General features: G+C 69.4%; 25 protein-coding genes. 11 read left to right on the top strand and 14 right to left on the bottom strand.

Features of this window, described 5'->3' with window-relative positions:
• Complete coding sequence (gene tesB / locus AOZ06_RS43220) at positions 1–909, top strand: acyl-CoA thioesterase II (RefSeq protein ID WP_054294661.1); 909 nt, start codon at positions 1–3, stop codon at positions 907–909.
• Positions 910–969: 60 nt separating this feature from the next.
• A complete protein-coding gene (gndA, locus tag AOZ06_RS43215) occupies positions 970–2,403 on the top strand; it encodes an NADP-dependent phosphogluconate dehydrogenase (RefSeq protein ID WP_054294660.1) in 1,434 nt (477 codons plus the stop codon).
• A gap of 53 nt (positions 2,404–2,456) precedes the next feature.
• Here gndA and AOZ06_RS43210 read toward each other — a convergent pair whose 3' ends face one another.
• Both AOZ06_RS43210 and AOZ06_RS43205 read right to left on the bottom strand, forming a co-directional pair.
• Positions 2,457–4,595, bottom strand: a complete 2,139-nt coding sequence (locus AOZ06_RS43210) for a solute carrier family 23 protein (protein WP_054294659.1) — start codon at positions 4,593–4,595, stop codon at positions 2,457–2,459.
• A 672-nt stretch (positions 4,596–5,267) separates the two neighbouring features.
• Positions 5,268–5,585 (bottom strand): hypothetical protein, encoded by a 318-nt coding sequence (locus tag AOZ06_RS43205; RefSeq protein ID WP_063810569.1) that lies wholly within the window; start codon positions 5,583–5,585, stop codon positions 5,268–5,270.
• Between the two features lie 140 nt (positions 5,586–5,725).
• Here AOZ06_RS43205 and AOZ06_RS43200 point away from each other — a divergent pair, with 140 nt between their 5' ends.
• From AOZ06_RS43200 to AOZ06_RS43175, 7 genes are all read left to right on the top strand, one after another.
• Entirely contained in the window at positions 5,726–6,598 is an 873-nt protein-coding gene (locus tag AOZ06_RS43200) for a helix-turn-helix domain-containing protein (RefSeq protein WP_054294657.1), read from the top strand.
• The gene (locus AOZ06_RS43195) at positions 6,595–6,783 is read left to right on the top strand and encodes a DUF397 domain-containing protein (RefSeq protein ID WP_054294656.1); all 189 of its coding nucleotides are present in this window, start codon (positions 6,595–6,597) and stop codon (positions 6,781–6,783) included. Before AOZ06_RS43200 ends, AOZ06_RS43195 begins: the two co-directional genes overlap by 4 nt.
• A gap of 131 nt (positions 6,784–6,914) precedes the next feature.
• Positions 6,915–9,218 carry a chitinase C-terminal domain-containing protein gene (locus tag AOZ06_RS43190; protein ID WP_054294655.1) on the top strand — a complete coding sequence of 768 codons (2,304 nt, stop codon included), beginning with the start codon at positions 6,915–6,917 and terminating at the stop codon, positions 9,216–9,218.
• Positions 9,219–9,422: 204 nt separating this feature from the next.
• Complete coding sequence (locus tag AOZ06_RS57375) at positions 9,423–9,590, top strand: hypothetical protein (protein ID WP_157233564.1); 168 nt, start codon at positions 9,423–9,425, stop codon at positions 9,588–9,590.
• 47 nt (positions 9,591–9,637) lie between these two features.
• Complete coding sequence (locus tag AOZ06_RS43185; protein ID WP_335338330.1) at positions 9,638–12,616, top strand: helix-turn-helix transcriptional regulator; 2,979 nt, start codon at positions 9,638–9,640, stop codon at positions 12,614–12,616.
• A gap of 83 nt (positions 12,617–12,699) precedes the next feature.
• Positions 12,700–13,401: an ABC transporter ATP-binding protein gene (locus AOZ06_RS43180; protein WP_054294653.1), complete on the top strand. Its 702-nt coding sequence runs from the start codon at positions 12,700–12,702 to the stop codon at positions 13,399–13,401.
• Positions 13,398–13,841: an FtsX-like permease family protein gene (locus AOZ06_RS43175; protein ID WP_054294652.1), complete on the top strand. Its 444-nt coding sequence runs from the start codon at positions 13,398–13,400 to the stop codon at positions 13,839–13,841. The genes AOZ06_RS43180 and AOZ06_RS43175 overlap by 4 nt, the downstream gene beginning before the upstream one ends.
• Here the strand turns inward: AOZ06_RS43175 and AOZ06_RS43170 are convergent.
• The 3 genes from AOZ06_RS43170 to AOZ06_RS43160 form a co-directional block, all read right to left on the bottom strand.
• Positions 13,832–14,767 (bottom strand): phosphotransferase family protein, encoded by a 936-nt coding sequence (locus AOZ06_RS43170; protein ID WP_054294651.1) that lies wholly within the window; start codon positions 14,765–14,767, stop codon positions 13,832–13,834. The genes AOZ06_RS43175 and AOZ06_RS43170 overlap by 10 nt on opposite strands.
• A gap of 200 nt (positions 14,768–14,967) precedes the next feature.
• Positions 14,968–15,996: a LacI family DNA-binding transcriptional regulator gene (locus AOZ06_RS43165; RefSeq protein ID WP_083472317.1), complete on the bottom strand. Its 1,029-nt coding sequence runs from the start codon at positions 15,994–15,996 to the stop codon at positions 14,968–14,970.
• Between the two features lie 70 nt (positions 15,997–16,066).
• Complete coding sequence (locus tag AOZ06_RS43160) at positions 16,067–17,119, bottom strand: GNAT family N-acetyltransferase (RefSeq protein ID WP_054294649.1); 1,053 nt, start codon at positions 17,117–17,119, stop codon at positions 16,067–16,069.
• A gap of 173 nt (positions 17,120–17,292) precedes the next feature.
• Here AOZ06_RS43160 and AOZ06_RS43155 point away from each other — a divergent pair, with 173 nt between their 5' ends.
• Positions 17,293–17,769, top strand: coding sequence for a hypothetical protein (locus tag AOZ06_RS43155; protein WP_157233562.1), 477 nt, complete (start codon positions 17,293–17,295; stop codon positions 17,767–17,769).
• On the opposite strand, the gene AOZ06_RS43150 is transcribed toward AOZ06_RS43155, so the two are convergent.
• From AOZ06_RS43150 to AOZ06_RS43120, 7 genes are all read right to left on the bottom strand, one after another.
• Positions 17,766–18,263 (bottom strand): Pvc16 family protein, encoded by a 498-nt coding sequence (locus AOZ06_RS43150; RefSeq protein ID WP_063810218.1) that lies wholly within the window; start codon positions 18,261–18,263, stop codon positions 17,766–17,768. The two genes, AOZ06_RS43155 and AOZ06_RS43150, sit on opposite strands and share 4 nt — an antisense overlap.
• Positions 18,264–18,327: 64 nt before the next feature.
• The gene (locus tag AOZ06_RS43145) at positions 18,328–18,960 is read right to left on the bottom strand and encodes a response regulator transcription factor (RefSeq protein WP_054294647.1); all 633 of its coding nucleotides are present in this window, start codon (positions 18,958–18,960) and stop codon (positions 18,328–18,330) included.
• Between the two features lie 254 nt (positions 18,961–19,214).
• Positions 19,215–19,859: a response regulator gene (locus AOZ06_RS43140; RefSeq protein WP_054294646.1), complete on the bottom strand. Its 645-nt coding sequence runs from the start codon at positions 19,857–19,859 to the stop codon at positions 19,215–19,217.
• Positions 19,860–19,861: 2 nt separating this feature from the next.
• Positions 19,862–22,123 carry a sensor histidine kinase gene (locus tag AOZ06_RS60895; RefSeq protein ID WP_054294645.1) on the bottom strand — a complete coding sequence of 754 codons (2,262 nt, stop codon included), beginning with the start codon at positions 22,121–22,123 and terminating at the stop codon, positions 19,862–19,864.
• A 40-nt stretch (positions 22,124–22,163) separates the two neighbouring features.
• The gene (locus AOZ06_RS57370; protein WP_054294644.1) at positions 22,164–22,787 is read right to left on the bottom strand and encodes a hypothetical protein; all 624 of its coding nucleotides are present in this window, start codon (positions 22,785–22,787) and stop codon (positions 22,164–22,166) included.
• Positions 22,784–23,542, bottom strand: a complete 759-nt coding sequence (locus AOZ06_RS57365; RefSeq protein ID WP_054294643.1) for a hypothetical protein — start codon at positions 23,540–23,542, stop codon at positions 22,784–22,786. Before AOZ06_RS57365 ends, AOZ06_RS57370 begins: the two co-directional genes overlap by 4 nt.
• A gap of 80 nt (positions 23,543–23,622) precedes the next feature.
• Positions 23,623–24,267, bottom strand: coding sequence for a TetR/AcrR family transcriptional regulator (locus AOZ06_RS43120; protein WP_054294642.1), 645 nt, complete (start codon positions 24,265–24,267; stop codon positions 23,623–23,625).
• A gap of 76 nt (positions 24,268–24,343) precedes the next feature.
• Between AOZ06_RS43120 and AOZ06_RS43115 the strand changes: the two genes are divergently transcribed.
• The gene (locus AOZ06_RS43115) at positions 24,344–25,477 is read left to right on the top strand and encodes an acyl-CoA dehydrogenase family protein (protein ID WP_157233911.1); all 1,134 of its coding nucleotides are present in this window, start codon (positions 24,344–24,346) and stop codon (positions 25,475–25,477) included.
• Here the strand turns inward: AOZ06_RS43115 and AOZ06_RS57360 are convergent.
• Positions 25,458–25,931, bottom strand: coding sequence for a hypothetical protein (locus tag AOZ06_RS57360; protein WP_157233561.1), 474 nt, complete (start codon positions 25,929–25,931; stop codon positions 25,458–25,460). The two genes, AOZ06_RS43115 and AOZ06_RS57360, sit on opposite strands and share 20 nt — an antisense overlap.
• A 78-nt stretch (positions 25,932–26,009) precedes the next feature.
• A complete protein-coding gene (locus tag AOZ06_RS43105; RefSeq protein WP_054294639.1) occupies positions 26,010–26,330 on the bottom strand; it encodes a hypothetical protein in 321 nt (106 codons plus the stop codon).
• Between the last annotated feature and the right edge of the window lie 353 nt (positions 26,331–26,683).

Genomic DNA, 26,683 nt, shown 5'->3' with positions numbered 1-26,683 from the left:
ATGACAGAGGTCGCGCGAGCCGCCGCGGCGGATCCCGGCCAGGCGGGCATGTCCGGGCAACCGGTGCTCGACAAGCTGGTCGCGCTGCTCGACCTCGAAGTCATCGAGGAGAACATCTTCCGCGGTGTCAGCCCCGCCGACCGCCCGATCAGGGTGTTCGGCGGGCAGGTCGCCGCGCAGGCGCTGATCGCCGCGGGCCGTACGGTCCCGTCGGACCGGCACGTGCATTCGCTGCACGCGTACTTCATCCGGCCCGGGGACCCGAGCGTGCCGATCGTGTACGAAGTGGACCGCATCCGTGACGGCCGTTCGTTCACGACACGGCGTGTTGTCGCCATCCAGCGCGGCAAGGCGATCTTCTCGTTGTCCGCGTCGTTCCAGCTGGTGGAGCAGGGTCTGGAGCACGCCGACGCGATCCCGGACGTGCCCGCCCCGGAAACGCTGCCGACGTACATGGAGCAGGTCGAGGCGGCGTTCGGCAAGCTGGACCCGACCAAGGCGATCCCGCGGCCCATCGACATCCGGTACGTCACCGAACCGCCGTGGCTCTCGCGGGACAAAGGTCCGCGCGAAGGCCGTAGCCAGGTGTGGATGCGCGCCGACGGCAAACTGGCGGACGACCCGTTGCTGCACGTGTGCGTCCTGGCATACGCGTCGGACATGACGCTGCTGGACGCCCCGCTGGCGCGGCACGGCAAATACTGGTGGCTGGACAAGGTGATCGGCGCGAGCCTCGACCACGCGATGTGGTTCCACCGTCCGTTCCGGGCGGACGAGTGGGTGCTCTACGACTGCGAGTCGCCGAGCGCGTCCGGCGGTCGCGGCCTCGCGACAGGCCGATTCTTCGCGCAGGACGGGACTTTGGTCGCCACGGTCGTGCAAGAGGGCCTACTGCGCGTGCGCGACTAGGCTCGTGGCGCATACATATCCCGCGAGCCTAGAACGGGCTTTTACGGCAGGCTGGTAAACATGGCGAACAGCACGGAAGGCACGGCCCGCATCGCGGTGACCGGCCTCGCGACGATGGGCAGCAACCTGGCGCGGAACCTCGCCAGGCACGGCTTCAAGGTGGCGGTGCACAACCGCTCGTTTGCCCGCACCAAGGCGCTCATCGAGCAGCACGGCCACGAGGGCGAGTTCGTCCCGGCCGAGACCGCGGCCGAGCTGGTCGCGTCCCTGCAGAAGCCCCGCCAGGTGATCATCATGGTCAAGGCGGGCGGCCCGACCGACGCCGTGATCGACGAGCTCGCCGACCTGATGGAACCCGGCGACATGATCATCGACGGCGGCAACGCGCACTTCGCCGACACCCGCAGGCGCGAGGCGGCGATGAAGGAGCGCGGCCTGCACTTCGTCGGCGCGGGCATCTCCGGCGGCGAGGAAGGCGCGCTGAACGGCCCGAGCATCATGCCGGGCGGTTCCCCCGAGTCCTACAAGCACCTCGGCCCGGTGCTGGAGTCCATCGCGGCCAACGTCGACGGCCAGCCGTGCTGCGTGCACGTCGGGCCGGACGGCGCCGGGCACTTCGTGAAGATGGTGCACAACGGCATCGAGTACGCCGACATGCAGCTGATCGCGGAGTCCTACGACCTGCTGCGGCGCGCGGGCGGGCTCGACCCCGCGCAGATCGCGGACGTGTTCCGGACGTGGAACACCGGTGACCTGGAGTCGTACCTGGTCGAGATCACCGCGGAGGTGCTCGGGCACGTCGACGCCGAGACGGGCAAGCCGTTCGTCGACGTCATCACCGACCAGGCCGAGCAGAAGGGCACCGGCCGCTGGACCGTGCAGGAAGCGCTCGAACTGGGCATTCCGGTCACGGGCATCGCCGAGGCGGTGTTCGCCCGGTCGCTGTCGGCCCGCGTCGACCAGCGCTCGGCGTTGACGTCCACTTCGGACGCCTCGGTTCCGGTGCCGGAGAACCTGGTCGACGACGTGCGCTCGGCGCTGTACGCGTCCAAGGTGGTCGCGTACGCACAGGGCTTCGACCAGATGCGCGCGGCCAGCGAGCAGTACGACTGGGACATCGACCTCGGTGCGATGGCGACCATCTGGCGCGGCGGCTGCATCATCCGCGCGGTGTTCCTCAACCGCATCCGTGAGGCGTACGAGAAGACGCCGGACCTGCCGTCGCTGCTCGTGGACGACTACTTCCGGACCGCTGTGGAGAACGCGGTCGACGCCTGGCGCCGCGTGGTCACCACCGCCGTCGCCGCTGGTGTGCCGGTTCCCGGTTTCTCCAGCGCGCTGGCGTACTACGACGCGCTGCGTTCCGAGCGCCTGCCCGCCGCGCTCATCCAGGGCCTGCGCGACTTCTTCGGAGCGCACACCTACCGCCGTGTCGACAAGGACGGCTCGTTCCACACGCTGTGGGGCGCCGACCGCAACGAGATCGACGCCTGAAAACCCTCGTGAGTGTTTTGGCCGGTTAGAACCGGCCAAAACACTCACGAGGTTCAGGTGAGGGGTTCTAGCTGGACGAGGCGGAAGTCGTCCGGGTCGACCAGGTACAGGCGGGCCTCGGTCAGGTCGAAGTACATCCCGACCAGCCGCAGCCGTCCCTGCTCCTCGGCCCTGCGGACACTCGGGTACGTCCGCAGGTTGTCCAGCTGCTGCACCACGTTGACCGCCGCCAGGTGCTCGGCGTCGTCGGTGCCGTCCACCCTGGCCAGGCTGGTGCGGGCGTTGCGCAGCCACGAGTGCAGCCGCGTCCCGGGCTGCGCGGTGTTGCCGAGCAACGCCTTCATCGCACCGCAGTGCGAATGCCCGCAGACGACGATCGTCGGCACGTCGAGCACGTCCACCGCGAACTCGATCGCCGCGCCGATCGAACTGTCCTCTTCGGACGATTCCGAGTCGATGAACACCGGGACGATGTTGCCGATGTTGCGGACGCAGAACTGCTCGCCCGGCCCGCTCGACGTGATCAGGTTCGGCAGCACGCGCGAGTCCGCGCACGTGATGAACAGCTGCTCCGGGCGTTGACCCTGGCGGGCGAGTTCGGCGAGGAACGGCCGGACCAGGTGGGCCGACACGCGTTCGAACTCCAGCGCGCCGTCCAGTACCGGGTCCCGTGGTCCGGGCATCCGGAAAGTCCTGTGCTCCCAGTCGGTCCAGCGGCCGACCCACGGGATCGTCTTGCGGCGCCCCGGTGCGCCGTCACGGGCCCTGCCGTACCACGTGTCCTTGTCCAGCACCTCGACCTGGCCGCCGCGGTCCTCGTAACCGGCCTTCCAGTCGTCGATCGCCTCGAACGCCGCGTGGTCCATGAAGTCGATGTCCAGCTGCAGCACGACCTTCCGTCCGCTGGGGATCCGGCGCAGTTCGCGGACTAGTTTGCCGACGCCGACGAACACCAACGATCCGCCGACGTCGACACGCCATTCGTCCTGCTCCTGCCGTACGCGCACGGAGGTGTGCGCCAGCCGGTACAGCGACCGGACGACGGCGACGGCGACACCGATGGCAACGCCTTCGAGCAGTCCCAACGTGATCACGCCGAGCACGGTGACGGCGTAGACGCCGAGTTCGCCGTGCAATCGGAGGTCCTTGAGATGGCCGGCGTTGACAAGGCGGACGCCGACCACGATGAGCACGCCGGCGAGCGCGGCCATCGGGATGCTTTCGAGCGCGTTCGCCAGGAACAGCACGAACAGCAGGACCCAGACGCCGTGCAGGACCGCGGACGACCGGGTCCGCGCACCCGCGGCGACGTTGGTGGAGCTGCGCACGATCACACCGGCGACGGGCAGTCCGCCGAGCGCACCGGAAACAGTGTTCGCCACGCCCTGTCCGACGAGTTCGCGGTCGAGGTCGGCGCGGGGTCCGTTGTGCATCTTGTCCACGGCGACGGCGGACAGCAGCGAACCGACGCTGGCCACGAGTGCCACGCTCAGCACGGCGAACCCGATCTCGAAGACCCCGCCCGCGGGAACCTCGGGGATCGCGAGGCCGCTGAGCGGGTCGTCCGGGAGCTGGACGGTGGCGACCTCGAGCCCGGACAGCAGTTCGACACCGGTGGCGACGACCACCGCCACCAGCGGCGCGGGAAGCACGTTGCCGCGCGGAATCCGCGGCCACAGCACCATCAGCGCGATGGTCACCACGCCGACGAGGACGGCACCCCAGACGGGCGGCTGACCGAACAACCCGGCGATACTGGCGAGTACGTCGCTGTCGGCGTGGCCGCCGAGCAGGACCTGGAACTGCCCGGTGACGATCGTGATCCCGATCCCGGCGAGCATGCCGTGCACGACCGCGGGCGACAGGGACAGCGTCAGCCTGCCGACTTTCGTGAGCCCGAGCAGTACCTGCACGACACCGGCGGCGACGGTGATCCCGGCGGTCGCGGGCCAGCCGTACTTCTCGACCATCGCGGCGACGATGACGGTCATGCCCGCGGCCGGCCCGCTCACCTGGAACGCCGAGCCGCCAAGCGAACCGGCGACGATCCCGCCGACGACGGCGGCGACGAGCCCGGCGATGAGCGGTGCGCCGGAGGCGGCGGCGATGCCGAGCGAGAGGGGGACGCTGATGAGGAACACGACGAAGGAAGCGGGCAGGTCGTACCTGAGCAGGGTTGCGACGCGTGACATCTTCTTTCCTTGCGGAGGCGGGAACACCCCGGGTTTTCCAACCCGGGGTCACGTGTGGTGGACGGTCAGCCGTGCAGCACTAACCGCGGTTGGTCCACCAGGGCGCGGCGTGCGCGCCCGAAACCACCGCGGGGGCGGAAGGGGCCCCGTTGAGCTCGTTGCTGAGGACTGGAACCGGCCATCATGCGAACCTCCGTGTCGGCACGACCTGTGTCGGCACTGGGGCGGGTACGGCCACTGGTGTCCTTTGTGTACCGTCCCGCTCGATGTCCATGATGACGTCAGATCGCTTGCCGCGCAAAAAGTTCATCCGGTCGAGTTGATCACACCCGGGCCGGTGACAGCAGGTGAGAAGACGGGCGCCGAGACCCGGCTGCAAGATCGCCGCGCCACCCGTCCGGGCCACCGCGGGCGGTGCGGACGATGCCTCGAGCGACGCCTATGGCGGTCGCGGCATGGGTCGGGGGCGTTGGCGGCTGCCTCGCGGGCGCCAGATGCATTCGAAAGGGGGGACCAGCGGGACCGGGTTTCAGTCGGGGGGCGCGAAAATCCCGGCCCCGCTGGGGAGGGTAACCGGATGGCACGGGAGGTCGGCCGGGGGAAGGGGGTTGGCCGGGGGAGGGACCGTGCGATCCGGTCGAACCGGTCTGCCGACCGGTCCGTCTTGGTGGCTCAGCGCGCGCCGAGCCGTGGGGTGTCGCTGTAGGGCTGGTCGTCCTCGGTGACCAGCAGGCACAGGTGGGCTGCCAGGTATGCGCGGCACGGCGCCGGCGCGCGGCCGAACAGGCGTCTGCGGCAGCTCGGGCAGCGGCCTTGCTCGTCCGGACGGTGTTCGTCGAGCACCGCCTGCAGCGCGGCGACCACGCGTGGCAACTCGCTGTTGGCGATTCGCGTCGCCGTCGCCGGGTCCGCGGACTCCCCTCGTCGGGTGAGATCGGCGAGGTAGTCGTTCAGTGATGACTCCAGGTGGCCGAAAATTGAATTGTTCACCACGACCACTCGTCACCACGTCCCTCTGCGTCCCGTGCGGAGCCTCGACTGCTACTGGCAGGCGGTACGAAGTAGCTTGCGGCTGCAAACCGCATTCTGCAAGTTGCAGTACACGAACGGGTGACAACCGGGAGCAGCAGATGGCACGAGGGCAAAGCCCGACAGTCCGGCGGCGCAGGCTGTCCAGCGAACTGCGCAGACTGCGGGAAGCCGCGCGGCTGACGATCGAGGAGGTCGGTGACCGGCTCGAGTGCTCGGCGTCCAAGATCAGTCGCATCGAGACCGGGCACGTCGGTGTGACCCCGCGTGACGCGCGCGATCTGCTCGAGCTCTACGGCGTCCCGCCCGACCGGTTGGAGGCGCTCGTCCAACTGTCTCGCGAGGCCCGCAAGAAAGGCTGGTGGCACGCCTATAACGAGGTTTTCACCGGAGCCTTTGTCGGACTGGAATCGGATGCCTCGTCACTGCGCGCCTTCCAGGCATTGTTGGTACCCGGTCTGTTGCAGACCGAGGACTACACACGCGCGGTGATGCGTTCTATCAGGCCGGACTGGACCGAGGCCGAAGTGGAGCGCCGGGTTATCGCCCGGACGGAACGCCAGCGTTTGCTGACCGAATCGGATCCGCCGAACTTCTGGGCGATCGTCGACGAGGCCGTGCTGCTCAGGACAGTGGGCGGACCTGGTGTGATGCACAAACAATTGCTCCGTTTGTGTGAGATGTCGACATTGCCCAACGTGACGCTCCAGGTTGTGCCGTTCGACTCGGGCGCGCACTCCTCTATGGAGGGTCCGTTCCTCATCCTTGGTTTTCCGGAACAGATGGATCCGGACGTCGTCTATGTGGACACCACGACAGGTGGCGTCTATCTGGAGGAGCAACCCGACGTCCAAAGGTATACGTTGATGTTCGACCATTTGCGAGCGTCCGCCGCGAGCCCGGACGAAAGCGTGCACTTGGTCTCTCGGGCGGCCGAAAGGTTGTCTCGTCAACGAGAGGGAGAAAATCCATGACTGTTTCCGATCACGCGGGCGCGGTGTGGCGCAAGAGCAGCCACAGCGGCGCAGGCAACGACTGCGTGGAGATCGCGTTGGCGCACTCCGGGGCGAGAGTGCGTGATTCGAAGAATCCCGAAGCGGGCATGCTCCGGTTCGACGCGACCGGCTGGGCGACGTTCCTCACCGCGGCGAAGGGCTGACGCCCCGGTCACACTGCATAGCGGAACAGTGGTCCAGACCTATTGCTAGGCGGGTCTGGACCTCTTAACGTCGAAGGCATTTCCGACAGGTCGTGGCCGTCGGCCACCCCTGCCCCTGGCGGAGGTCGAAGATGACGTCGAAGTTGACATTGTTCCGCTTGTCCCTGATCGGTTTGATATTCGCTCTCGCCGGATTGTTCGCGTTGGCGGTGGACAATCGGCAAGCCGCGGCCGCGGACGACTGCAGACCCGACGGGCTGGCCACCACAGCCGGTGTCACGGTCCCGTACTGCACGGCGTACGACGCGGCGGGACGCGAGAAGCTGGCGAACGGCAACACCCGCAGGGTGATCGGCTACTTCACCAGCTGGCGCACCGGCAAGGACGGCTCACCGCGCTACCTGGCCGGTGACATCCCGTGGTCGAAGGTCACCCACATCAACTACGCGTTCGCGCACGTCGGCACGGACAACAAGGTCTCGGTCGGTCCCGCGGGCGCCAACAACCCCGCGACAGGCATGGAGTGGCCTGGCGTGCCCGGCGCGGAGATGGACCCGTCGCTGTCCTACAAGGGCCACTTCAACCTGCTGACGAAGTACAAGAAGCAGCACCCCGACGTCAAAACGCTGATCTCGATCGGCGGCTGGGCGGAGACCGGCGGCTTCCTCAACCCGGACGGCACCCGCACCGCGTCCGGCGGCTTCTACAAGATGGCGCAGAGCCAGGCCGCGATCGACACGTTCGCCGACTCGGTGGTCGCGTTCCTGCGCCAGTACGGGTTCAGCGGCGCCGACATCGACTACGAGTACGCCACGTCCGCCAACTACGCCGGAAACCCGGACGACTACTGGATCTCGCAGACCACCCGCGGCCAGCAGATGACCGGCTACGTCAACCTGATGCGCACCCTGCGGTCCAAACTGGACGCCGCGAGCGCCGCCGACGGCAAGCACTACCTGCTGACCGCCGCGGTGTCCTCGTCCGGCTGGCTGCTGCGCGGTGCCGAGACCTACCAGGTGACGCAGTACCTCGACTTCGTCAACCTGATGTCCTACGACCTGCACGGCGCGTGGAACCACTTCGTCGGCCCGAACGCCCCGCTGTTCGACGACGGCAACGACGCCGAACTCAAGCACTGGCAGGTCTACACCGCCGCGCAGTACGAAGGCGTCGGGTACCTCAACACCGACTGGGCGTACCACTACTTCCGCGGCGCCATGCCCGCCGGCCGGATCAACATCGGTGTGCCGTTCTACACCCGTGGCTGGCAGGGCGTGAACGGCGGCAACAACGGCTTGTGGGGCACAGCGGCGTTGCCCGACCAGAAGAAGTGCCCGCCGGGCACCGGGTCCAGCGTCGGCTCGACCGTCCCCTGTGGAAACGGCGCGATCGGGATCGACAACCTCTGGCACGACTCCACCGCGGGCGGCGCCGAGGTCCCGTCCGGCGTGAACCCCATGTGGCACGCCAAGAACCTCGAACGCGGCGTGCAGGGCGACTACCTGGCCGCGTACGGTCTCGACCCGGTCAACGACCCGACCGACCGGCTGACCGGCACCTACGCCCGCAACTACAACAACACGCTGACCGCCCCGTGGCTGTGGAACGCGCAGAAGAAGGTCTTCCTGTCCACCGAGGACGAGACGTCCATCGCGGCGAAGGCGAAGTACGTGGCGGACAAGGGCATCGGCGGCGTGATGATCTGGGAGCTGTCCGGTGACTACGCCTTCGACTCGGCCAAGAACCAGTACTTCATGGGCACGACGCTGATCGACGCGCTCGACACCGGCCTGCGCAACGCGGCACCGTACGGCGCGTCGAAGTCCAACACCGCCACCCCGGCGAACCTGCTGGACGTCGGCGTCACGTTCAGCGGCTTCGCGCTCGGTGACTCGAACTACCCGATCAACCCGAAGATGAAGATCACCAACCGGTCCACCACCACGATCCCCGGTGGAGCGGTGCTCGAGTTCGACTACGGCACGAGCGCGCCGGGCAGCATGTCCGACCAGTCCGGGTTCGGCCTGCGGGTGACCCAGAAGGGCCACAGCGGACCGAACGCGGGCGGGCTCAAGGGCGACTTCCAGCACGTCTCGGTGACCGTCCCGAGCTGGCAGAGCATCGCACCGGGCGCGTCGGTCGACGTCGCCGTCGTCTACCAGCTGCCGATCGCCACCCCCGGCAACTTCAAGCTGACCTTCGGCGGCAAGAGCTACGCGCTGACCACCGACCACCCGCGTGGTGGCGGCGGCAGCGGCCCGCCTCCCACCGACCCGCCGCCTGGCCCGTGCACCGCACCGGCCTGGGCCTCGGGCACGGTCTACGCCAGCAGCCAGCTGGTGTCGCACAAGGGCCACAACTGGCGCAACAAGTGGTGGACGCAGGGCCAGGAACCGGGCACGAACGCCGTCTGGACCGATCAGGGCGCCTGCTAGCGGCCCGCTGAGTGGTGCGGCCCACTCAGGGGGCTGAGCTGGGAAGATGCTGCGCCTTACGCGCCCTTACCCAGCAGGTGTGACCCCTTACCCTCACCGGTAAGGGGTCACACCCGTAACTGTGGTGGTTCACCTGATGTCCGCGCCGGGCCCTTACCGCGAATCTCATCATCACCGAAATCGCGAGACACAGAGGTGAGTGAGATGGAGTGGACCCCCGAGGCCCTCAACGCGGAGCTCGAGTACCGGCGCGGCGACCTGGACGCCAGGCGGCACTTGCGTGAGGTGCGCGAGGCACGTCAGCCACGCTGGTGGCAGCGGCTTCGAGTACACCGGCCGGATGACGGAAATGGTGAACGCCACGCGGCCTGAGGTGTGTCACTATGCCTGACGTGCCGAGATTGGGATCAGGAATACCGTTGGTCGCGCGCCTCCGGGAGATGGACCGGTTGCGCGCGGCCTTCAGCCGTTCCGCTGGGGGTACGGCTGGCGCGGTGCTGATCGCTGGGGACGCCGGCATCGGCAAGACGAGGATGGTCGAGGAGATCAGCACGGTCGCGGCCGAGCAGGGCGCGCTCGTGCTGTCCGGTCGATGTGTCGACGTGGGCGAGACCGGCCTGCCGTACCTGCCGTTCGCCGAGGCGCTCACCCAACTGCGCGCGACGGGCCACGAGGACGCGCTCGCCAGGCCCGCGCTGAGGATGCTGCTGCCGGACCTGCTGGAGTCCGGCGTACAGGGCGAGGTGCCCGAACCGCAGCGGTTCGTGCCGAACTTCGCGCCGACGCTCGGCAAGGTGCAGGGCATGCAGCCGCGCCGCGAGCAGGACATCGGGCAGCTGCGGCTGTTCGACGCCGTGCACGGGCTGCTCGGCGACCTGGCCGGGAACAGCACTGTGCTGCTGGTGATCGAGGACCTGCACTGGGCGGACAGCTCGACCCGCGGGCTGCTGTCGTTCCTGATCAGCAGGCTGCGCGGCCAGCGGTTGCTCGTGCTCTGTACTTATCGGACGGACGACCTGCACCGCAGGCACCCGTTGCGGCCGTTGCTGGCCGAACTGGTCCGGCTGCCCACGGTGGAGCGGCTGGAGCTGCCGGCGTTCGACAAGTCCGCGGCACGCGAGTTCGTCGACGCGCTGGCCGAGGGCGGCATCGAGGCGGACATGGTCCGCAAGGTCGCCGACCAGTCCGAGGGCAACGCGTTCTTCGCCGAGGAGCTGCTCGCCGCGTTCGCCGACGACGAGTGCGGCCTGCCGTCGTCACTGGCCGACGTCCTGCTGTCCAGGGTGGAACGGCTCAGCGAAGCCGCCCAGCAGGTGATCCGGCTGGCCTCGGTGGCCGGGCGGACGGTGAAGCACAGCTCGCTGCGTGAAGTCGGCGACCTCGACGACATCCAGCTGGAGCAAGCGCTGCGCGAAGCCGTGCAGCACCACATCTTCGTGACCGGTGGCGAGCAGGTGCACTACTCGTTCCGGCACGCACTGATGCGTGAGGCCGTGTACGGCGATCTGCTGCCCGGTGAACGCGTCCGGCTGCACGCGTCCTACGCCAGGTACTTGCAGGAGCGGCAGGACGAACGCGGGAACGCGGCTGCTTTCGCCTATCACAGCATGGAAAGCAACGCGCTGTCGAACGCTTTGGCCGCGTCCGTGCGGGCGGCGAAGGAGGCGTCGCAGCTGGGTGCGCCGGGTGAGGCGCTGCGGCACCTCGAGCAGGCGCTGCGGCTGTGGGACGCCGTCGGCGAGGACGAGCGACCGGCCGACTCCGACGAATTGACGTTGCTGCGGAAGGCTTCCTGGGCCGCGGGTACGTCCGGCCACCCGGAACGGGCGATCGCGTACGCGCGTTCGGCCGTGAAGGTCGCCGACCGGCAGTGCGACCACGCGCTGCAGGCGGAGGTGCGCCGCAGGCTCGCCCAGACGTTGATGGCGATCGACGGCAGCGAGGACGAGGCCCGCACGACCATCGAGGCGGCGTGGGTGAAAGCCGCGGACCTGCCGCCGAGCCCGACGCGTGCCTGGGTGCTGGCGGTGTACGCGCGGATGCTGCGCGCCACGGGTGAGATGGACATGGCCCGTGAACGGGCCGAGCTGGCGATCGAGGACGCCCGCGCGGTCGGCGCGACGGGCGCCGAGGCGGACGCGCTGACCACGCTCGCGATCGTGCGGGAAGCCGCGGGGGACATCGCGGAGAGCCAGAACCTGTTGCTGTCCGCCAGGGACCGGGCCACCGAGGCCGACGCGGTCACGGTCGGCCTGCGAGCCCGGTTCTACCACGGTCTCAACCGCTACGAGCAGGGCCTGCTCGACGAAGCAGCCGCGGTGCTCGCCGACGGGATGGAACTGGCTCGGCAGACCGGCCTGTCCTGGAGCGACTTCGGGGTGGAGCTGCGGGTGCTGCAGATGCTCACCCAGTTCGCCAAGGGTGATTGGGACGCCGTCGACGAGCCGCACGAGCAGGCACGCGGCCGGGTGTCGAGCATGATCTCGGCTCGAATCGCTGCGTGCTGCGTGCACATGACGGTCGGCCGTGGCCGGTTCGCCGACGCGGAACGGACGCTGGCCGGTCTGCGGTCGGAGTGGCGCGAGCTGCAGATCGCGTGGCTGTGCGGCGAGGCCGGTGCCGAGCTGGCGATGTGGCGCGGCAAGCCGGAGCTGGCCATCCAGCGCATCGACGAGGTGCTCGACTGGGTGACGAAGGTGGACGTGTCGTGGCCGATGGTCGGGATCAAGCTGGGTGCGATGGGCACGGCGGCCGCTGCCGACGCCGTGGCGCGTGCCAAGGTCAAGGGGGAGCCGCTCGACGAGATGCTGGCCAAGGGCGAGCAGTTCGCCGAGTACGCGAGGAAGACCGCTGAGCACGGTATACCGCGCAGCGGCGGCCTCGGACCGGACGGCCGTTTCTGGCGTGTGCGCGCCGAGGCCGAGCTGACCAGGCTCAAGGGCGCCAGTGCCCCGGCCGCGTGGGCCGCGGTCGTCGAGGCAGCCGACTACGGAGCGGTGTACGACCAGGCGATGGCGCGGTGGCGGTACGCCGAGGCGCTGCTGGGCGCGGACCGCCGTGACGAGGCAGCGACCCAGTTGCGGCTCGCCAGCAAAACAGCCGTCAAGCTGGGCGCCAAGCCGCTGCAGGAGGCGCTGGCGCAGCTGGCCCGCCGGGCCAGGCTGTCGCTGGCCGAGGACGGGTCGGGGCCCCGCGACACGGTCGACCTGTTCACCCCGCGCGAGCAGTCGGTGCTCCGGCTGGTGGCGCTGGGGCAGACGAACCGGCAGGTCGGCGAGGAGTTGTACATCAGCGAGAAGACCGTCAGCGTGCACCTGTCCCGGATCATGGCCAAGCTCGGCGCGAGCCGCCGGGCGGAGGCGGTCGCGATCGCCTACGACCGGGGCCTGCTGGAGTGACCGCCGGAGTCAGACTGGAGTCTGATCCACGACACGTCCGCAAGCCGATGTGCGGCCACCGGCCAACCACCTAGCGTTGGAGTATGTCGGTTGCCGTCGGGGTCGCCGCGAGTGTTCGCGGCGTTGAGCATGCGCGGGTGCTGCGCGGGGTGGATCTCGACGTGCCGGCTGGCCGGCTGACAGCGGTGGTGGGCGGACCGGGCTCGGGCAAGACGACGCTGCTCGGCTGCGTCGGCGGGCTGACTCGGCCCGACCGGGGGACCGTCCACCTGGGAGCGGATCGGATCAGCGGCCTCGGCGACGCGGCGCTGACCAGGCTGCGGCGTGACCGGATCGGGTTCGTGTTCGCGACCTGCAGCCTGTTCCCCACGCTGTCGGTCGGGCAGAACATCCGGATCGGCCCGGAGCTGGCCGGATCCCGGCCGGAGCGGCAATGGTTCGACACCGTGGTCGACCTGCTCGGCCTGGCCCACATGCTGCGCGTGCACCCAGCCGTCCTCACGCCGGAGCAGCGCCAGCGCGTGGCGTGCGCGCGTGCGTTCCTGAACAAGCCGGACGTGGTGCTGGCGGACGAGCCGACGGGGGAGCTGGATCGCGCCGAAGCCGCGGCGCTGCTGGGCTTCCTGCGGATGTGGGTCCGCAAGCTGGGCCAGTCGGTGCTGCTGGCCACGCGCGACCCGTTCGTGGCCGCGCACGCGGACCTGGTCCACGTCCTGGCGGACGGCAGGATCGTCGACGAGGTGACCAGGCCGACGGTCGAGTCGGTCCGGGCGGCGATGCGATGAAGACGCATCCGGTCCACGCGGGCTACCGGATCAGTGTGGCTTCGCTGGTGTGCTGCGCCGTGGTGATCGGGATCTTCATCCTGATGATCGTGGCCCGTGCGCCGGCGTGGTGGCTGCTGCCGATGTTCGTGGTCACGGAGGTCGTGGTGTACAAGACCTTCTCGGTGACGGTCCGCCGCAGGAGGCGGGACGTCGCCCTGCTGCGCTGCTTCGGCGCGAGCCGCGCGCAGGTCTTCAACGGCGTCATCGCGGAGGCGGCGTGGGTCGGCGTCACCGGCGCCGTGGTCGGCCTGGTGAGCGTGTTCGTCCTGCTGGAGCGGATGAACTTCGACCTCGGGGTCTTCGCGGCGCTGGTCGGGGCGGTAGGTGCGGTGCTGGCCGCGCTGGTGCCCGCGATCAGGGCGAGCAGGATCCCGCCGAGCGGGCCGTCTCAGGTCTGAAGCTGTCGCCGGATGACGGCGACCGCCTTGCCGAAGAACGGGTTGCCGGGCGGCCGGGTGAGGAAGTCCGCCAGCGCGAACAGGTCCAGCGCCTGACTGACCGGACGCCAGTCCTCCGGCAGGTCACCACCGGCCGCCGCGAACCCCGCGATGAAGCCGTCGGCGAAGTCCGGCGGGATCTCGTCCTGGAACCGCAGCATGTTGCCGACGTCGACCAACGGGGCACCGGCGAACGCGAACTCCCAGTCCAGCACGGCGGTGACGACCCACGTCCCGTCCCGCCGGGCGACAAGCAGGTTCTTGGGGTTGAAGTCGGAGTGGACCAGCTGACGCGCCCCGCGCAACGGCGTGAGCAACGCGGCCTGGTCCGCGGCGTGCTGTCGCAGGGCATCGAGCTCGCCGGCGCTGAAGGCCTGGTCCGCGTTGCCCTCAGCGAGGCATCGCTCGACGAACGCGGGCAGTTGTGTCGTCGTGTCCGTCCCGTCCGGCACGAGCACCGACGTGAAGAACCCCGGCTGGGCAAAGGTGACGGTGCCGATCGCGGCGAGGATCGCACCGACCGCGTGGCCCAGCTGGTGTGTTTCCGCCGAGGCCGGCAGCGCTTCGGTGAGCAGGACACCGGGAACGAAGCGGGACAGCATCGCCGGCCTGCCGGTCAGCGCGCCGTCGGGATCATCGGCGAGGACCTCGGCCACCGGGACCACACCGGTCAGCCGTTCGGCCAGCGCGGTTTCGACGGCGCAGGTGTTGTCGTGCAGGAACCGGCGAAGTACGTACTCCTCGCCGATGTCGGTGACGAGCCGGACGTTGTGGTTCCGGAAGCCGCCTGACAACGAACGGGCTGCCACGATTCGTTGCCTGCCAAGGACGTCGGTCAGCCACGATGAGGTCCGCTCGTCCAGGTGCACCCGGTCGCCGTCGGTCACCCGACCATCCTGCCAGGACACGTCTTGACACGGTGTCGATTCCGAGAGAGGGTGGGAGCGCTCTCACGGATGCCGGACGTCAGACCGCGCCGAGTGGGCAGGGGAGAAAGTGGCCCGGAGGTGACGCTCCGGGCATCCGTGCGGGGGATGCCGGACGCGGCGGTCCGGCATCCCCCGTCACGACCAGGCGACCGGCACGATCAGGCGGACTCGCGGCGAGCCAGCTGCACGGGAAGCACCTCGCGCTTGCGGACCGAACCGCCGTCGATCAGCACAGTCAGGTTGGCGATCATCTTGCGGACCTGGTCACCGAGGTCCTGGCGCACCGTCGTCAGCGGCGGATCGGTGTGCGGGGCGACCATCGGGTTGTCGTCGAAGCCGACGACCGCGACGTCCTCCGGCACACGCCTGCCCGCCTCGCGCAGCGCCTTGAGGCAGCCGACAGCCATCAGGTCGTTCGCGGCGAACACCCCGTCGAGCTTGGGCACCCGGTGCAGCAGCATGTTCATCGCCCGGTACCCGCCCTCGCGGGTGTACTCGCCCGACTCGGTGAGGCGCGCCAGCTCCTCCGGGCCGGAGCCGGTCGCGCGGGTCCAGCCCGCCAGCCGGTCCCGCGCGGAGAGCTCGTCGTGCGGCCCGGTGACGGACACGATCGTCCGGCGGCCGAGGCTGAGCAGGTGCTCGGTGGCCAGGTAGCCGCCGCCCTCGTTGTCGTTGTCCACTGTGTGGAGACCGCGCAGCGACCCCCACGGACGCCCGCCGAACACGCAGGGCAGGTGCAGTTTGCGGACCGTCGACGGCAGCGGGTCGTCCCGGTGCGGCGAGAACAGCAGCGCGCCGTCCACGTGCCCGCCGCGCAGGAACCGCTCGGCACGGCCGTGCGCGCCTTCGCCCAGACCGAGCATCAGCACCAGCTGGGTGTCGAAGTTCGCCAGTTCGCTCGCCGCCGCCCGCACCAGCGCGCCGAAGTGCGGGTCGTTGAAGACCTTCGCCTGCGGCTCGGACACGAGCATCGCGATCGCGCCGGTCCGCCTCGTGACGAGTGTCCGTGCCGCCTGGTTGGGCTGGTACCCCAGTTTCAGCGCGGCGGCCGTGACCGCTTCGTGTGCCTCCGGGCTCACCCGGGGCGACGAGTTGAGCACGCGTGACGCGGTCGCTCGGGACACACCCGCGACCGCGGCGACGTCCTCGAGAGTGGGTCGTGCTCCGGAGAGCGGTCGACTGGCCACCTGCGTTCCTCCCAACTCCGCACAGTCAAGCCAGCGTAGCCTGATCAGGTGCGGAGGCCGCGGAGGAACGTCAACGCGTCCCGATCGCCTGGGGAGCGCTCTCACCCACTCGCAGGCCGATGCGGTGCATGCCCTGCTCGGTGCGTACCGACAACGAGATCCCGGCCCGCACCGCCGTGCGCTCGAACCCGGACTCACCAGGCAGGCACCACGCGACCAGCTCGCGGTGCCCCTCGGCCCGTGCCGCCACCGCCAGCCTGCGCAGCAACGCCGTGCCTATTCCCTTGTGCTGCCAGGAATCCTCGATCAACAACGACACCTCGGCCTCCTCCGGCCGCGCTGTGCGGATCAGCTGCCCGATCCCGACGACCTCGCGCCCGCAGACAGCCAGGATCGTGCTGCCGCGCGGCGGAGTCAGCAACCGGTGCAGCAACCGCCGCGGCAGCGTGCGCACCCCGGAGTGGTACCTGGCGAACAACGTCCGCGCTGAGCAGCGCGCATGCAGCTGGGACACCGGTTCCAGGTCGGCGATGTCCCCGCGGCGCAGCACGACACCCGCACCGTCCGGCAAGACGATCGCCGACGGCGGGTCGGCGTCGACCGCGACCGACGCGAACATCGCGGTGAACACGGCCGCGCGGGCCAGTTCGACGTCGGTGAACGGCGCCCAGCCGCGCCGGGCGGCCACGGTCGTGCCGTCGCCGAGATCGAGGATCGCGCGGTGCCCGCCGTCCAGCGTCCGGCCCGGTTCGCCCGATTCGTAGGTCACCGAGTCGGCGGCGAGCAGGGTGCGCAGCGCCTCGGGGGCGGCACACGGGTCCTCGAACGCCATCGCCGCCGCCCGCAGCGCCGCGGTCGGCGGATCGACCAGGTCGCGTACATCGGCGTGGGTGATGCCGAGGCACCTGCCACCCTCCGCCCTGATCTCCCTGACCAGCTCGGCAGGCGGCACGTCCGGTGCGGCCTTGACGACCAGCTCGTCGACCACGCCGGACGGCACGGGCAGGATCGACAACGCCAGTACGTTGCAGTCGCGGGCGGCCAGCCGGGTGGTGATCCGCGCCAGCACACCCGGGGAGTCGTCGAGCTCGACGCGCAGTCGCCACGTGTGTGTATCGGTCATGCGACCAGGCTCGCCGCCCGGTATTGCACCGGTGTTTCGGCCGTGTAATCCCTGGCGCGTACGCCGAAACGTCCGGTCCTGCGCCCGATGTGCTGCCCTTTCGGGCCGCCGGAACCGGGCCTTCAGGCCATAACGTGATGCCGCCTCGTCTTTTCCGCGCGCAAGGGGTGCTCATGGCCCGGTACACGCTGCCCGACACACCGATCGCGGCGGCGACGGCTGACATCGGCCACGTGGCGGTGGATCTGGCGTTGACGTTGCGCGGGGCCGTCGTGGTGACACCCGCCGACGGGCCGACCGACGAACTCGCTGTGCTCGACCGGATCAGCGAAGGCATGTTCATCAGCGGTCTGGGCACCGACGCGCCGAGCATCACCTGCCCGGCGAGCCACCGGTTCGCGCAGCGCGGGACCACGTACCTCAAACCGGCGACGATGGTCTTCCACGGTGACTGCGCGATCGACTTCAACCACGACGGCGCGATCGCCACCGGCACCTTCGGCTACGAGCTGGCGGTCATGGTCACCCCGCACAACGGCGAGCCCGTGCACGTGAGCAGCTCCGAGCAGTGGTTCACGTGCAACGGCGGCACGCTCGCGTCGATCGGCGCGATCGTGCTGATCGGCCAACGCCTGAGCGCATTGGACTAAGGCGTTTCCCAGACTCGGCGCGGGTTCCGGCGGGTGCTGTTGGTCGCCGGTTCGGGCAGCACCGGCACGCTGACGTTCATCACGAACGCCGCCCGCGCGGGCATCCCGAGGCTGGTCCACAGCGATCCCGGCCCGGTGTTGGCGATCTTGAGGTAGACCGGCTGGTCGGTCACCGCGAGCGCCGCGGGCATGCAGTCGTCGGGCAACGTGCCGGAGAACATCGCGGTGCGCAGTGCGCGGTCAAGCAGCCGGTGTTCCTCGTGGATCTTCTCGGCGCGCGCGGTGACCAGGTAGGAGAGCTCGCAGCGGCGGACCGGTTCGCCCTGCGGCGGCGCGCCGGTGTCGTCCTGCAACCCGAACAGGAACAGGTCGATGGTGTTGGACGGCCGCTCGGTCTGCCACGTCGGCTTCGGCGGATCGAGCCGCACGACGGTGCCCTCCGGCATCTGCCTGCCGAAGAGCCTGCACAGCGCGTCGTCCACTTCGGTGATCACGGCTTCGCCCGTCCATTTCCGAAAGCCCCGCGCGAGCGGGGCTTTCCACACACCGTCGAGGAGATCAGATCAAGCCTTCACGCAGCGCGTACGCCACCGCGTGCGAACGGTTGCGCAGCTGGAACCGGTTGGTCACGTCGTGCAGGATGCTCTTGACCGTCCGCTGCGAGTAGCACAGCTGGTCAGCGATCTCCTTAGTAGACAGTCCATTCGCGACCAGCTTGAGCACCTCGGTCTCCCGGTTGGTGATCCCGGCCAGGTGCAGCCCGCGCGGCTCGAGCACGTGCCGCTGCAGCCGGGACACCCGGTTGAGCAGACGGCCGAGCATGTCGGGCGGGAGCGCGCCCTCGCCGGACGCGGCGGCCTTGACCAGGCGGACCAGCACGTCAGGGGTGGTCTCCGAGCGGCGGGCCACCGCGCAGACGCCACCTTCCACGGCGGTCAGGATCTCGGCGTCCTCAAGTTCACCCGCGATCAACACGATCCGGGTGAAGCCGCGGACCTGCAGTGTGCGCAGCAGCTGGCTGCCGCGCTCGTCGAACCGGTCGGTGACAACCAGGGCAACCGCCTCGGTGGTCGCCGAGTCCTCGTCGACGAGCCAGATCTCCGGACGGGTCCGCAGGGCCATGTGCACGCCGTTCTGCAGAATGGGGTCGGTGGCTCGGACGACGACTGGAGTGCGGCGCTGCTCGTGCATTTCGATCTCTCTCCCCGCTGAAGTGGCGAACGTCCCCAATTCGTCCGGCACGTCTTGGACTTTCGACTGCACACAGCCTGCCCGAAGGGGCGTCCCGGCCACATGGGACCGATGTCCCGTTGTTGCCCGACCGGGCACACCCACCACCGGGTACCAACTCCTAGCCCAATGCCCCAGTCGGGCAAGGAAAAACGCAACCGAGACCGGCTCGTTACGCAAACCCCGTAACGAGTCCTTTGGGGACAGTGAACGGCTCAGCCGAGACCGGCGTTGCGGGCCCGCACGATCGCCTGCGCCCGGCCGGCCACGTGCAGCTTGGTGAAGATGCTGGACACGTGGTTGCGCACGGTCTTCGGGCTCAGGCACAGGTCACGCGCGATGGTCGCGTTGCTGTGCCCCTCGGCGATCAGCGCGAGCACTTCCCGTTCCCTGCTGGTGAGTTCGGGGAAGACCGGGTCGTTGCTCGGCGGCGGTGTGCTGAAGTAGCCGAGCACCCGGGTGGCGATGTCCGAGCCGAAGATCGCCTCGCCGCGGCCGACGCCGTGCACCGCGCGCACGATCTGGTCCTGGCCCGCGCCTTTGAGCAGGTAACCCCGTGCGCCCGCGCGCATCGCGGCGAAGACCGACTCGCTGTCGTCGAACATGGTCAGCACGAGCACACCGGTACCGGGCAGTTCGGTGACGATCTGCCTGGTCGCCTCGATCCCGCTGATGTCGGGCAGGTGCAGGTCCATCACGACCACGTCCGGCCGCAGCGCCTTGGCCGCGCTGACCGAGTCCAGCCCGGTCGCCGCCTCGCCGACCACCTCGGTGCCCGGGACGTCGGCGAGCACGGTGCACAGCCCGAACCGGAACAGCGGGTGATCGTCAACCACCATGACCCGGAGCGGATCCATCACCCTCACCCGCCTTCCTTCGGCAGCGGCAACGTGGCGCGCACCTTGGTGCCTCCGCCGTTGCCCGCTGACACGACACAGTCGCCGCCCAGTTCGGTCGCCCGTTCGCGCATCGACCATAACCCGACGCCGGTTGCCGGCTGCTCGGGCAGCCCGATTCCGTCGTCGACGACCTCGATGTGCAGGTCGTCGTCCACCCACAGGCGGACCGCGCAGGACCGGGCCGCGGCGTGACGGGTCACGTTCGTCAGCGCCTCGGACACGATCCGGTACGCGGCGACGTCGACGGTCGCCGGCAGCCTCGGCATGCTTATCGGCACGTCCAACCTGATTGTCACGCCCTGATCGTCAGCACGTGTCGAGATCGCCTTCGCGTACGCCCGGATGGCGCCCACCAGGCCGATCCGGTCCAGCTCCGGCGGCCGCAGGCCGTGCGCCAGCCTGCGGATCTCGTTGATGGCGCCGTCCAGCTCCTCCTGCAGCGTGGCGAGCAGTTCGCCCTGTGTGGACCCCGGCCCGATCGCCTTGCGGCACGCGTGCAGCCCCAGTGAGATCGCCGCGAGCGTCGGCCCGACGCCGTCGTGCAGGTCGTGCAGCAGCCTGCGGCGTTCCTCCTCGCGGGCCTGCACGACGTTGTCACGGCTGCGCCGCAGGTCCCGGGTCAGCCGGGCGGTGTACACGGCCGCGCCCGCGTGCCTGGCGACCTCGGCGAGCACCAGGCGGTCCCGGCGGCCGAGGACTTCCCGGGAGGTCCTGGGTGCCACGGCCAGCTGCCCGACCAGTTCGCCCTGGTACGACAGGGGCAGCCGGAACAGCTCACCGCCCGCCTCGCCGAAGGTGGCCACGTGCTCGTTGGGCGACCCGGCCGACCCGAGGATCTCGATCGCCACGTAGGGCAGCCGCAGCGCGCTGCCGATCGTCTCGACCAGCGCGGGCAGCGTCTCGTTGGGCGTTCTCGTCTCCTCCAGCCGCGCGGCCAGCGTGGACACCACGCGGTACGGGTCGTGCGCGTCGCCGAAGAGGCGTTTGTTGATCAGCGACTGGAGCCGGGATCGCAACGGCTGCACCAGCACCGCGACGCACGCCGCCGCCGCTGCCTGTTGCCACAGCTCGTCCAGCGGCGGGAACAACAGGGACAGCAGGCTGACCAGGCCGATGTAGAGGCCGATCGTGCCCGCCGACAGCAGGCCGTAGACCAGCGAACGGCTGACGACGACCTCGATGTTCAACGCCCGGTAGCGCAGGATCGCCGCCGCGACACCGATCGGCACGGGCAGGAACGCCAGCGTGTGCAGCTCGCTCGGCAGCAGTGTCCGGCCGATGAGCGCTTCGGGTATCGCGAAGAACGCCGAGTACAGCAAGGCGCCGCCGCCCAGCGACCAGACGACCCAGCGCATCCTGAGCCGGTCCAGTTCGTCCTGTGCTGTGCGGTACCGGACCACCAGCGTGCCGAGGATCAGCAGGGGATAGGTGTAGAGCACCGGCAGCACGGGCGAGCCGAGCAGGCTGAACCGGCCGAGCGGGTCGCTGGTGAACTGCCACGCGAACAGCGCCATCAGGCCGTACAGCACGACGGCGCCGACGTAACCTGTCGCGACTTGTTTGCGGAACGCGTTCTTGTTGTAGACAGCGGGAAACGCGATCGCCATGTGCAGGGTCGCGGCCCACAGCAGCATGAAGCTGAACTCGCCCGTGTACCACCGCCAGAACTGGCCGCCTGCCACGAGATCGATCGCTTCCAGCTGGAAGTGCGTCGACCCGCTCGTGGTGATGAAGCTCAGCGCCGAGCTCAGCAGCGCGGCCTGCGCGGCCGGATCCGTCGGCCGCGCCGTGAAAATCCCGGCGGCGACGATCAGGATCAACGCCAGGACAAGCAAAGTGGGCCAGTTCTTCCCGACAGCGTCCGCGATCGGGAAAAGTTTCAGTGTTTTCGCGACATCCACCCGCTCGCCGTCGCGGCGCAGCTCGTACCGCACGACGTCGCCCGCTTTCGCCGCCGGGCCGCCGATCCCGGCCGCGACCGCGTCCCGCACGGGTGTCCCGTTGATCGAGACGACCTCGTCGCCCGCCCGGAACAGCCCATCATCGGTGGTTTTCTGGATGACGACCGCTTTGGACGACACCGCCTGATCACCGATGTTGATCACGGTACCGTCGGACGGGCTCGTGGCCCTGCTCAGCACACACCAGCCGGACGCGGCAAGCAGTGCGAACGCGAGCACCAGGCACGCGGCGGGCACGCGCCACGCGCCCGCCAAGTCGGACACAGCCAGATCATTCCGCATGCCCGCACGGGCCGACGAATGTCTACCCCTTTGGGTCAGTGGCTGGCTGCTCGGCGTCCGCCTTCTCCTCCTCGTACTCCGGCTCGAGGACCCGGATCACCGGGATGCCCATCGCGGGCGTTTCGGGCTCCTCGCCCCGTTTGGCGAGTTTCGGCACGAGCATCAGCACGACTGCGATGAGAGCGATGATCGCGGCGGCGATCAGCATCCACGCGCCGATCCCGTTGTTCACGCGGGACGCGCCGTCGTCGTCGACGGATTCGAACACCTGGAGGAAGAGGAACACGACCGTCAGCGAGCCCGCGAGCACGCCCGCGCCGCCGGTGCCGATCAGCCTGGCGGCCAGCACCGAGCCGCTCGCCGGGTGCAACCGCGTCGACATCAGCCCGAGCAGTCCCGCCGCGAGCAGCAGGACTGCCCCGACGATGACGGGTACGCCGAACATCGGGAACATCTCGAAGCCGCGGTTGTCGGCGCCCCACAGGGTGTACGACATGCTGGGGCGTGCTCCGCCGTCGCCGAAGTTGGTGTTGAACGTGAGCAGCGGCATGAAGGAACCGGCTGTCGTCACGACAGCCGCGAGGATCCACACGCCGGAGCCGATCTGCCGCAAGCGGGCGACGGGCCACTGGGCCGGTACGGTCATTTGTCCTCTCCGTCGAGCTTCCGGGAGATCGTTCCGGGTTCCGGGGCGGGCGGCGGTTCGATCGGAGCTGGGGTATCTGGTTCCTGCGGCGCTTCGGTCTGCACTGGTACGCCATAGCTTGGCGTCTCCGGTTCCCAGCGCTGCGGTTGGGGTTGCGGTGGGGGCTGCTGTGCCGACTGCTGGGCCATGTGCGGTGGCATCTGCACCGGGCGCATCGGCGGGTGCGTGGGCTGGTGCGGTGGCTGGTAGTACGGCGCCGGTGCGTACTGGGGCCGTGCGCGCTCGGCCAACGCCAGGACGAGTGCGGCCAGGGCGACGACCGTGGCCACGGTGATCAGGACGAGGCCGGTGCCGACCTCGATCCGCGACTGGTCGTCCTCCGACTCGGGCGTCGCCATGCCGAACCACCAGGTGAGAGCCGAGTCGACCAGGATGCCCGTGCCGAAGGTGCCCGCCACGATCGCGCCCCACCGCCGCGTGGACAGCAACGCGACCAGGCAGGCTCCCACCAGGACCACGGCCGCCAGCACCACGGGGACACCGAGGTACGTGGTGCCGACGATGGGTTCGTCGTTGAGGCCCTCCGTGCGGGTCTGCCAGTACGCGGTGTCGATCCGGAAGCCGCTCTGGAAGTACCGGGTGAACACGACAGGGAACGTGGATCCGATCCCCAGCCCGGCCGCGACCAGCCACAACAGCCCGGAGACCAGGCGCACCGGCGACCGCCGCGCGGGTGGCCGGGAGATGTCCGTCATGCCTAGATCCTGCCACCGGCGGGCAGCACACGAATTTTTTTCGGCTGCGGGCGTCATAGTGCGGACGCGCCCATGTCCTATCAGGGTGTTGGTCGGCCCGAGCGAGGGCCGGGCCGACCAACATCGTGGTACGCGGCGGCGGCGATGGCCTTCCACTCGTCGAGCAGCCGCGCCCGGCGGGCCGGGTCGCCGCCGATCATCGCGTCCAGCGCGAGGCCCCTGGTGAGGTTCACCGTCAGCCAGTAGAGCGTCTCCAGCTTCTCGTCCGGCACGTCCACGCCCGCGGCCTCGCGGTAGATGTCCAGCGTCGAACGGCCGAGCGCGCGGTCGACCGGGAGCATCGAGCGGCGCAGTTCCTCGTCGGTCCGCGCGGCCACCCACAGTTCCAGTGCCGCGGTGGAGAGCTTGCCGGAGAACCCGCGCCAGAGCAGTTCGATCGCCTCGTGCACACGCTGCGGTCCCGGCGGCGCCACCAGCGAGCCCGTGACCTCGTCGCGCAGCCGCTGGAACAGGTGCTCGACCGCCGCGACCATCAGTTCGGCCTTGGTGGTGAAGTGGTGCTGCTGCGCGCCGCGCGACAAGCCGGCGCGGCGGCAGATCTCGTGCACGGTCGTGCCGGAGTAGCCGAGGTCGACGAGGCAGTCGACGGTGGCGTCGAGCAGCGCGGCCCTGGTGCGCTCGCGGCGCTCCTGCTGAGTACGCGCCTGTCGTACCTCGGTGGACATGCCGGGTACTTTACATGCAGTCCTGCACGCATGTACCTTCCGTACTGACGGAATGTTTTTCGGGAGAGGCGCGGAGATGACCTGGCTCGACGACGACCTGACCGCCTTCCGCGAGCTGGCCCGCTCGTTCTGCGAGAAGGAGCTCACCCCCAACCAGGAACGCTGGGCCGAGGCCAAGCAGGTCGACCGGGAGCTGTGGACGAAGGCGGGCGAGGTCGGCCTGCTCAACCTGAGCGTCCCCGAGGAGTACGGCGGTGGCGGCGGCACCTTCGCCCACGAGGCCATCCTGTTGCAGGAGCAGGCGCGGGCCGGTGACGACGCGTGGGGCGTCGCGGTCCACAGTGGAATCGTCGCGCACTACGTGCTGGCGTACGGCACCGAGGCGCAGAAGCAGCGCTGGCTGCCGAAGCTGGCCTCCGGCGAGCTGGTCGGCGCGATCGCGATGACCGAGCCGGGGACCGGGTCGGACCTGCAGAGCATCAAGACGAAAGCGATCCGCACCGGCGACACGTACGTCGTCAACGGCTCGAAGACGTTCATCACCAACGGCGCCCAGGCCGGGCTGATCATCGTCGCGGCGAAGACCAACCCGGAGGAGAAGGCGTCGGGGGTGTCCCTCGTCGTCGTGGAAACCGAAGGCGCGGAAGGCTTCCGGCGCGGGCGCGTGCTCGACAAGATCGGCATGAAGGGCCAGGACACCTCTGAGCTGTACTTCGACAACGTGACCATCCCCGCCGGCAACCTGCTCGGCGAGGCGGAAGGCCAGGGCTTCATCCAGCTGATGCAGCAGCTGCCGCAGGAGCGGCTGGTGATCGGCGTGACCGCGGTGGCGGCGATGGAACTCGCGGTGCGGCAGACGATCCAGTACACCAAGGAGCGCACCGCGTTCGGCCGTCCGCTGTTCGGCTTCCAGAACACCAAGTTCGTCCTCGCCGACGCCGCGACCGAGGTCGCGGTCAGCAAGGCGTTCCTCGACCAGGCCATCACCCGCCACCTCAAGGGCGAACTCGACGTCAACGGCGCGGCGATGGTCAAGATGTGGACGACCGAGCGCCTCGGCAAGGTCGTGGACGACTGCCTGCAGCTGTTCGGCGGCTACGGCTACATGAACGAGTACCCGATCGCCAAGGCGTGGACGGCGGCGCGCGTGCAGCGCATCTTCGGCGGCACCACGGAGATCATGAAGGAGATCATCGCCCGCACGCTGTAGACGCGACGGGTCCGGTGCATTCCGGACCGTCCTCGTTGCCGACGTCGTCGGCTTCGGCGACATCCGGCGAACGACCACCCACCAGCTGCGAATACGGCGCGGTCGAGTCGACCTGTGCGGCAGCCGGAATCCCCTGGCACGACTGCCATCGGCACCCGCGAGAAGCGCGGATCCGGCTGCGGATGGCACTGCACGCGGGCGAGTTCGGCGAAGCGGTCAACCTGGCTTTCCGCCTGCTGGACAGGGACACGTGCGCCCGGTCCTGGTCACCAGCCGCGACCGGCTCGGCAGCCTGGTGATCAGGGAAGGCGCCCGCCGGGTGGCGCTCGACGGCACGCCGGTGGCCACAAGCCGGGCCCTGCCGGCCAGGTGGCTGCGGCCGGAGATCCTCGAGGCCGATCCCGCGGCCACCGGCGACCTGATCGAACTGTGCGCGGGCGGCGACCGCACTCACCACCGGGAGTCCATCGCGTCGGACCGTGTCACCCGGACGCCGATCGCGTGCGGCACAGGCTTTCCCGGTGACGGCTGGTCACACGCCGAACTGCCGCCGGTATTTGTCGAGGATCGCCGACGTCTGGCCGCGCATCCGGTCCGCCGCACGGGCCCGGGTGAGCTCAGCCACCTCGTCGGGGGTGTATCCCAGGCGGCGCAACAGGTTGAGCGCGACGCTGATGATGGCGACCGCCTCGTTGGCCGCCTTGCCCGGCAGGTCCGCGGCGAGGTGGCCGCGCAGCTCGTCGAACTGGGCGCCGACCGCGAGTTCGAAGTGGTAGAGGGGTTTGGCCCGGATGGCCTCGTCGGCCTCGTCCCATGCGTCCCACAGGTCCTGGAAGGGCCCGAGGTGCTTCATCGTGCCTCCGTGTGTCCGGTTGCCGCGACTTACGGTGAACGGGTGGCTCGTCCGCCGGGATGAAGTTGCCGCCGACCTGTTGTTGACCAAGTCGGGTGGCGTTGGCGCTGGTCTCCGGCGTGTCGCTGGACGACTCGCCGCATTGGTCCGATCCGGTGGAACCACGCGTAGTCGTGCGTGTTCGCAGCGTGAAATGTACGCCGTTCAGGGTCTTCCCCTAATGGGTGATTACGGGGTGTGTCCGTCTGCACGGGGAAGCGTTGCCCCCGTAGAGTGATGGCGGTCAGTTTCTGTGTTCGGGGTCAGGTCCCGGCCGCAGGGCTGGAGGGGTGCGAGCGGACGGAGTCAGGGCC

Source organism: Kibdelosporangium phytohabitans, from assembly GCF_001302585.1.
GTDB lineage: Bacteria > Actinomycetota > Actinomycetes > Mycobacteriales > Pseudonocardiaceae > Kibdelosporangium > Kibdelosporangium phytohabitans.
The sequence above is the reverse complement of the archived record's forward strand: the minus strand, read 5'-3'. Positions and strand labels throughout refer to the sequence as shown.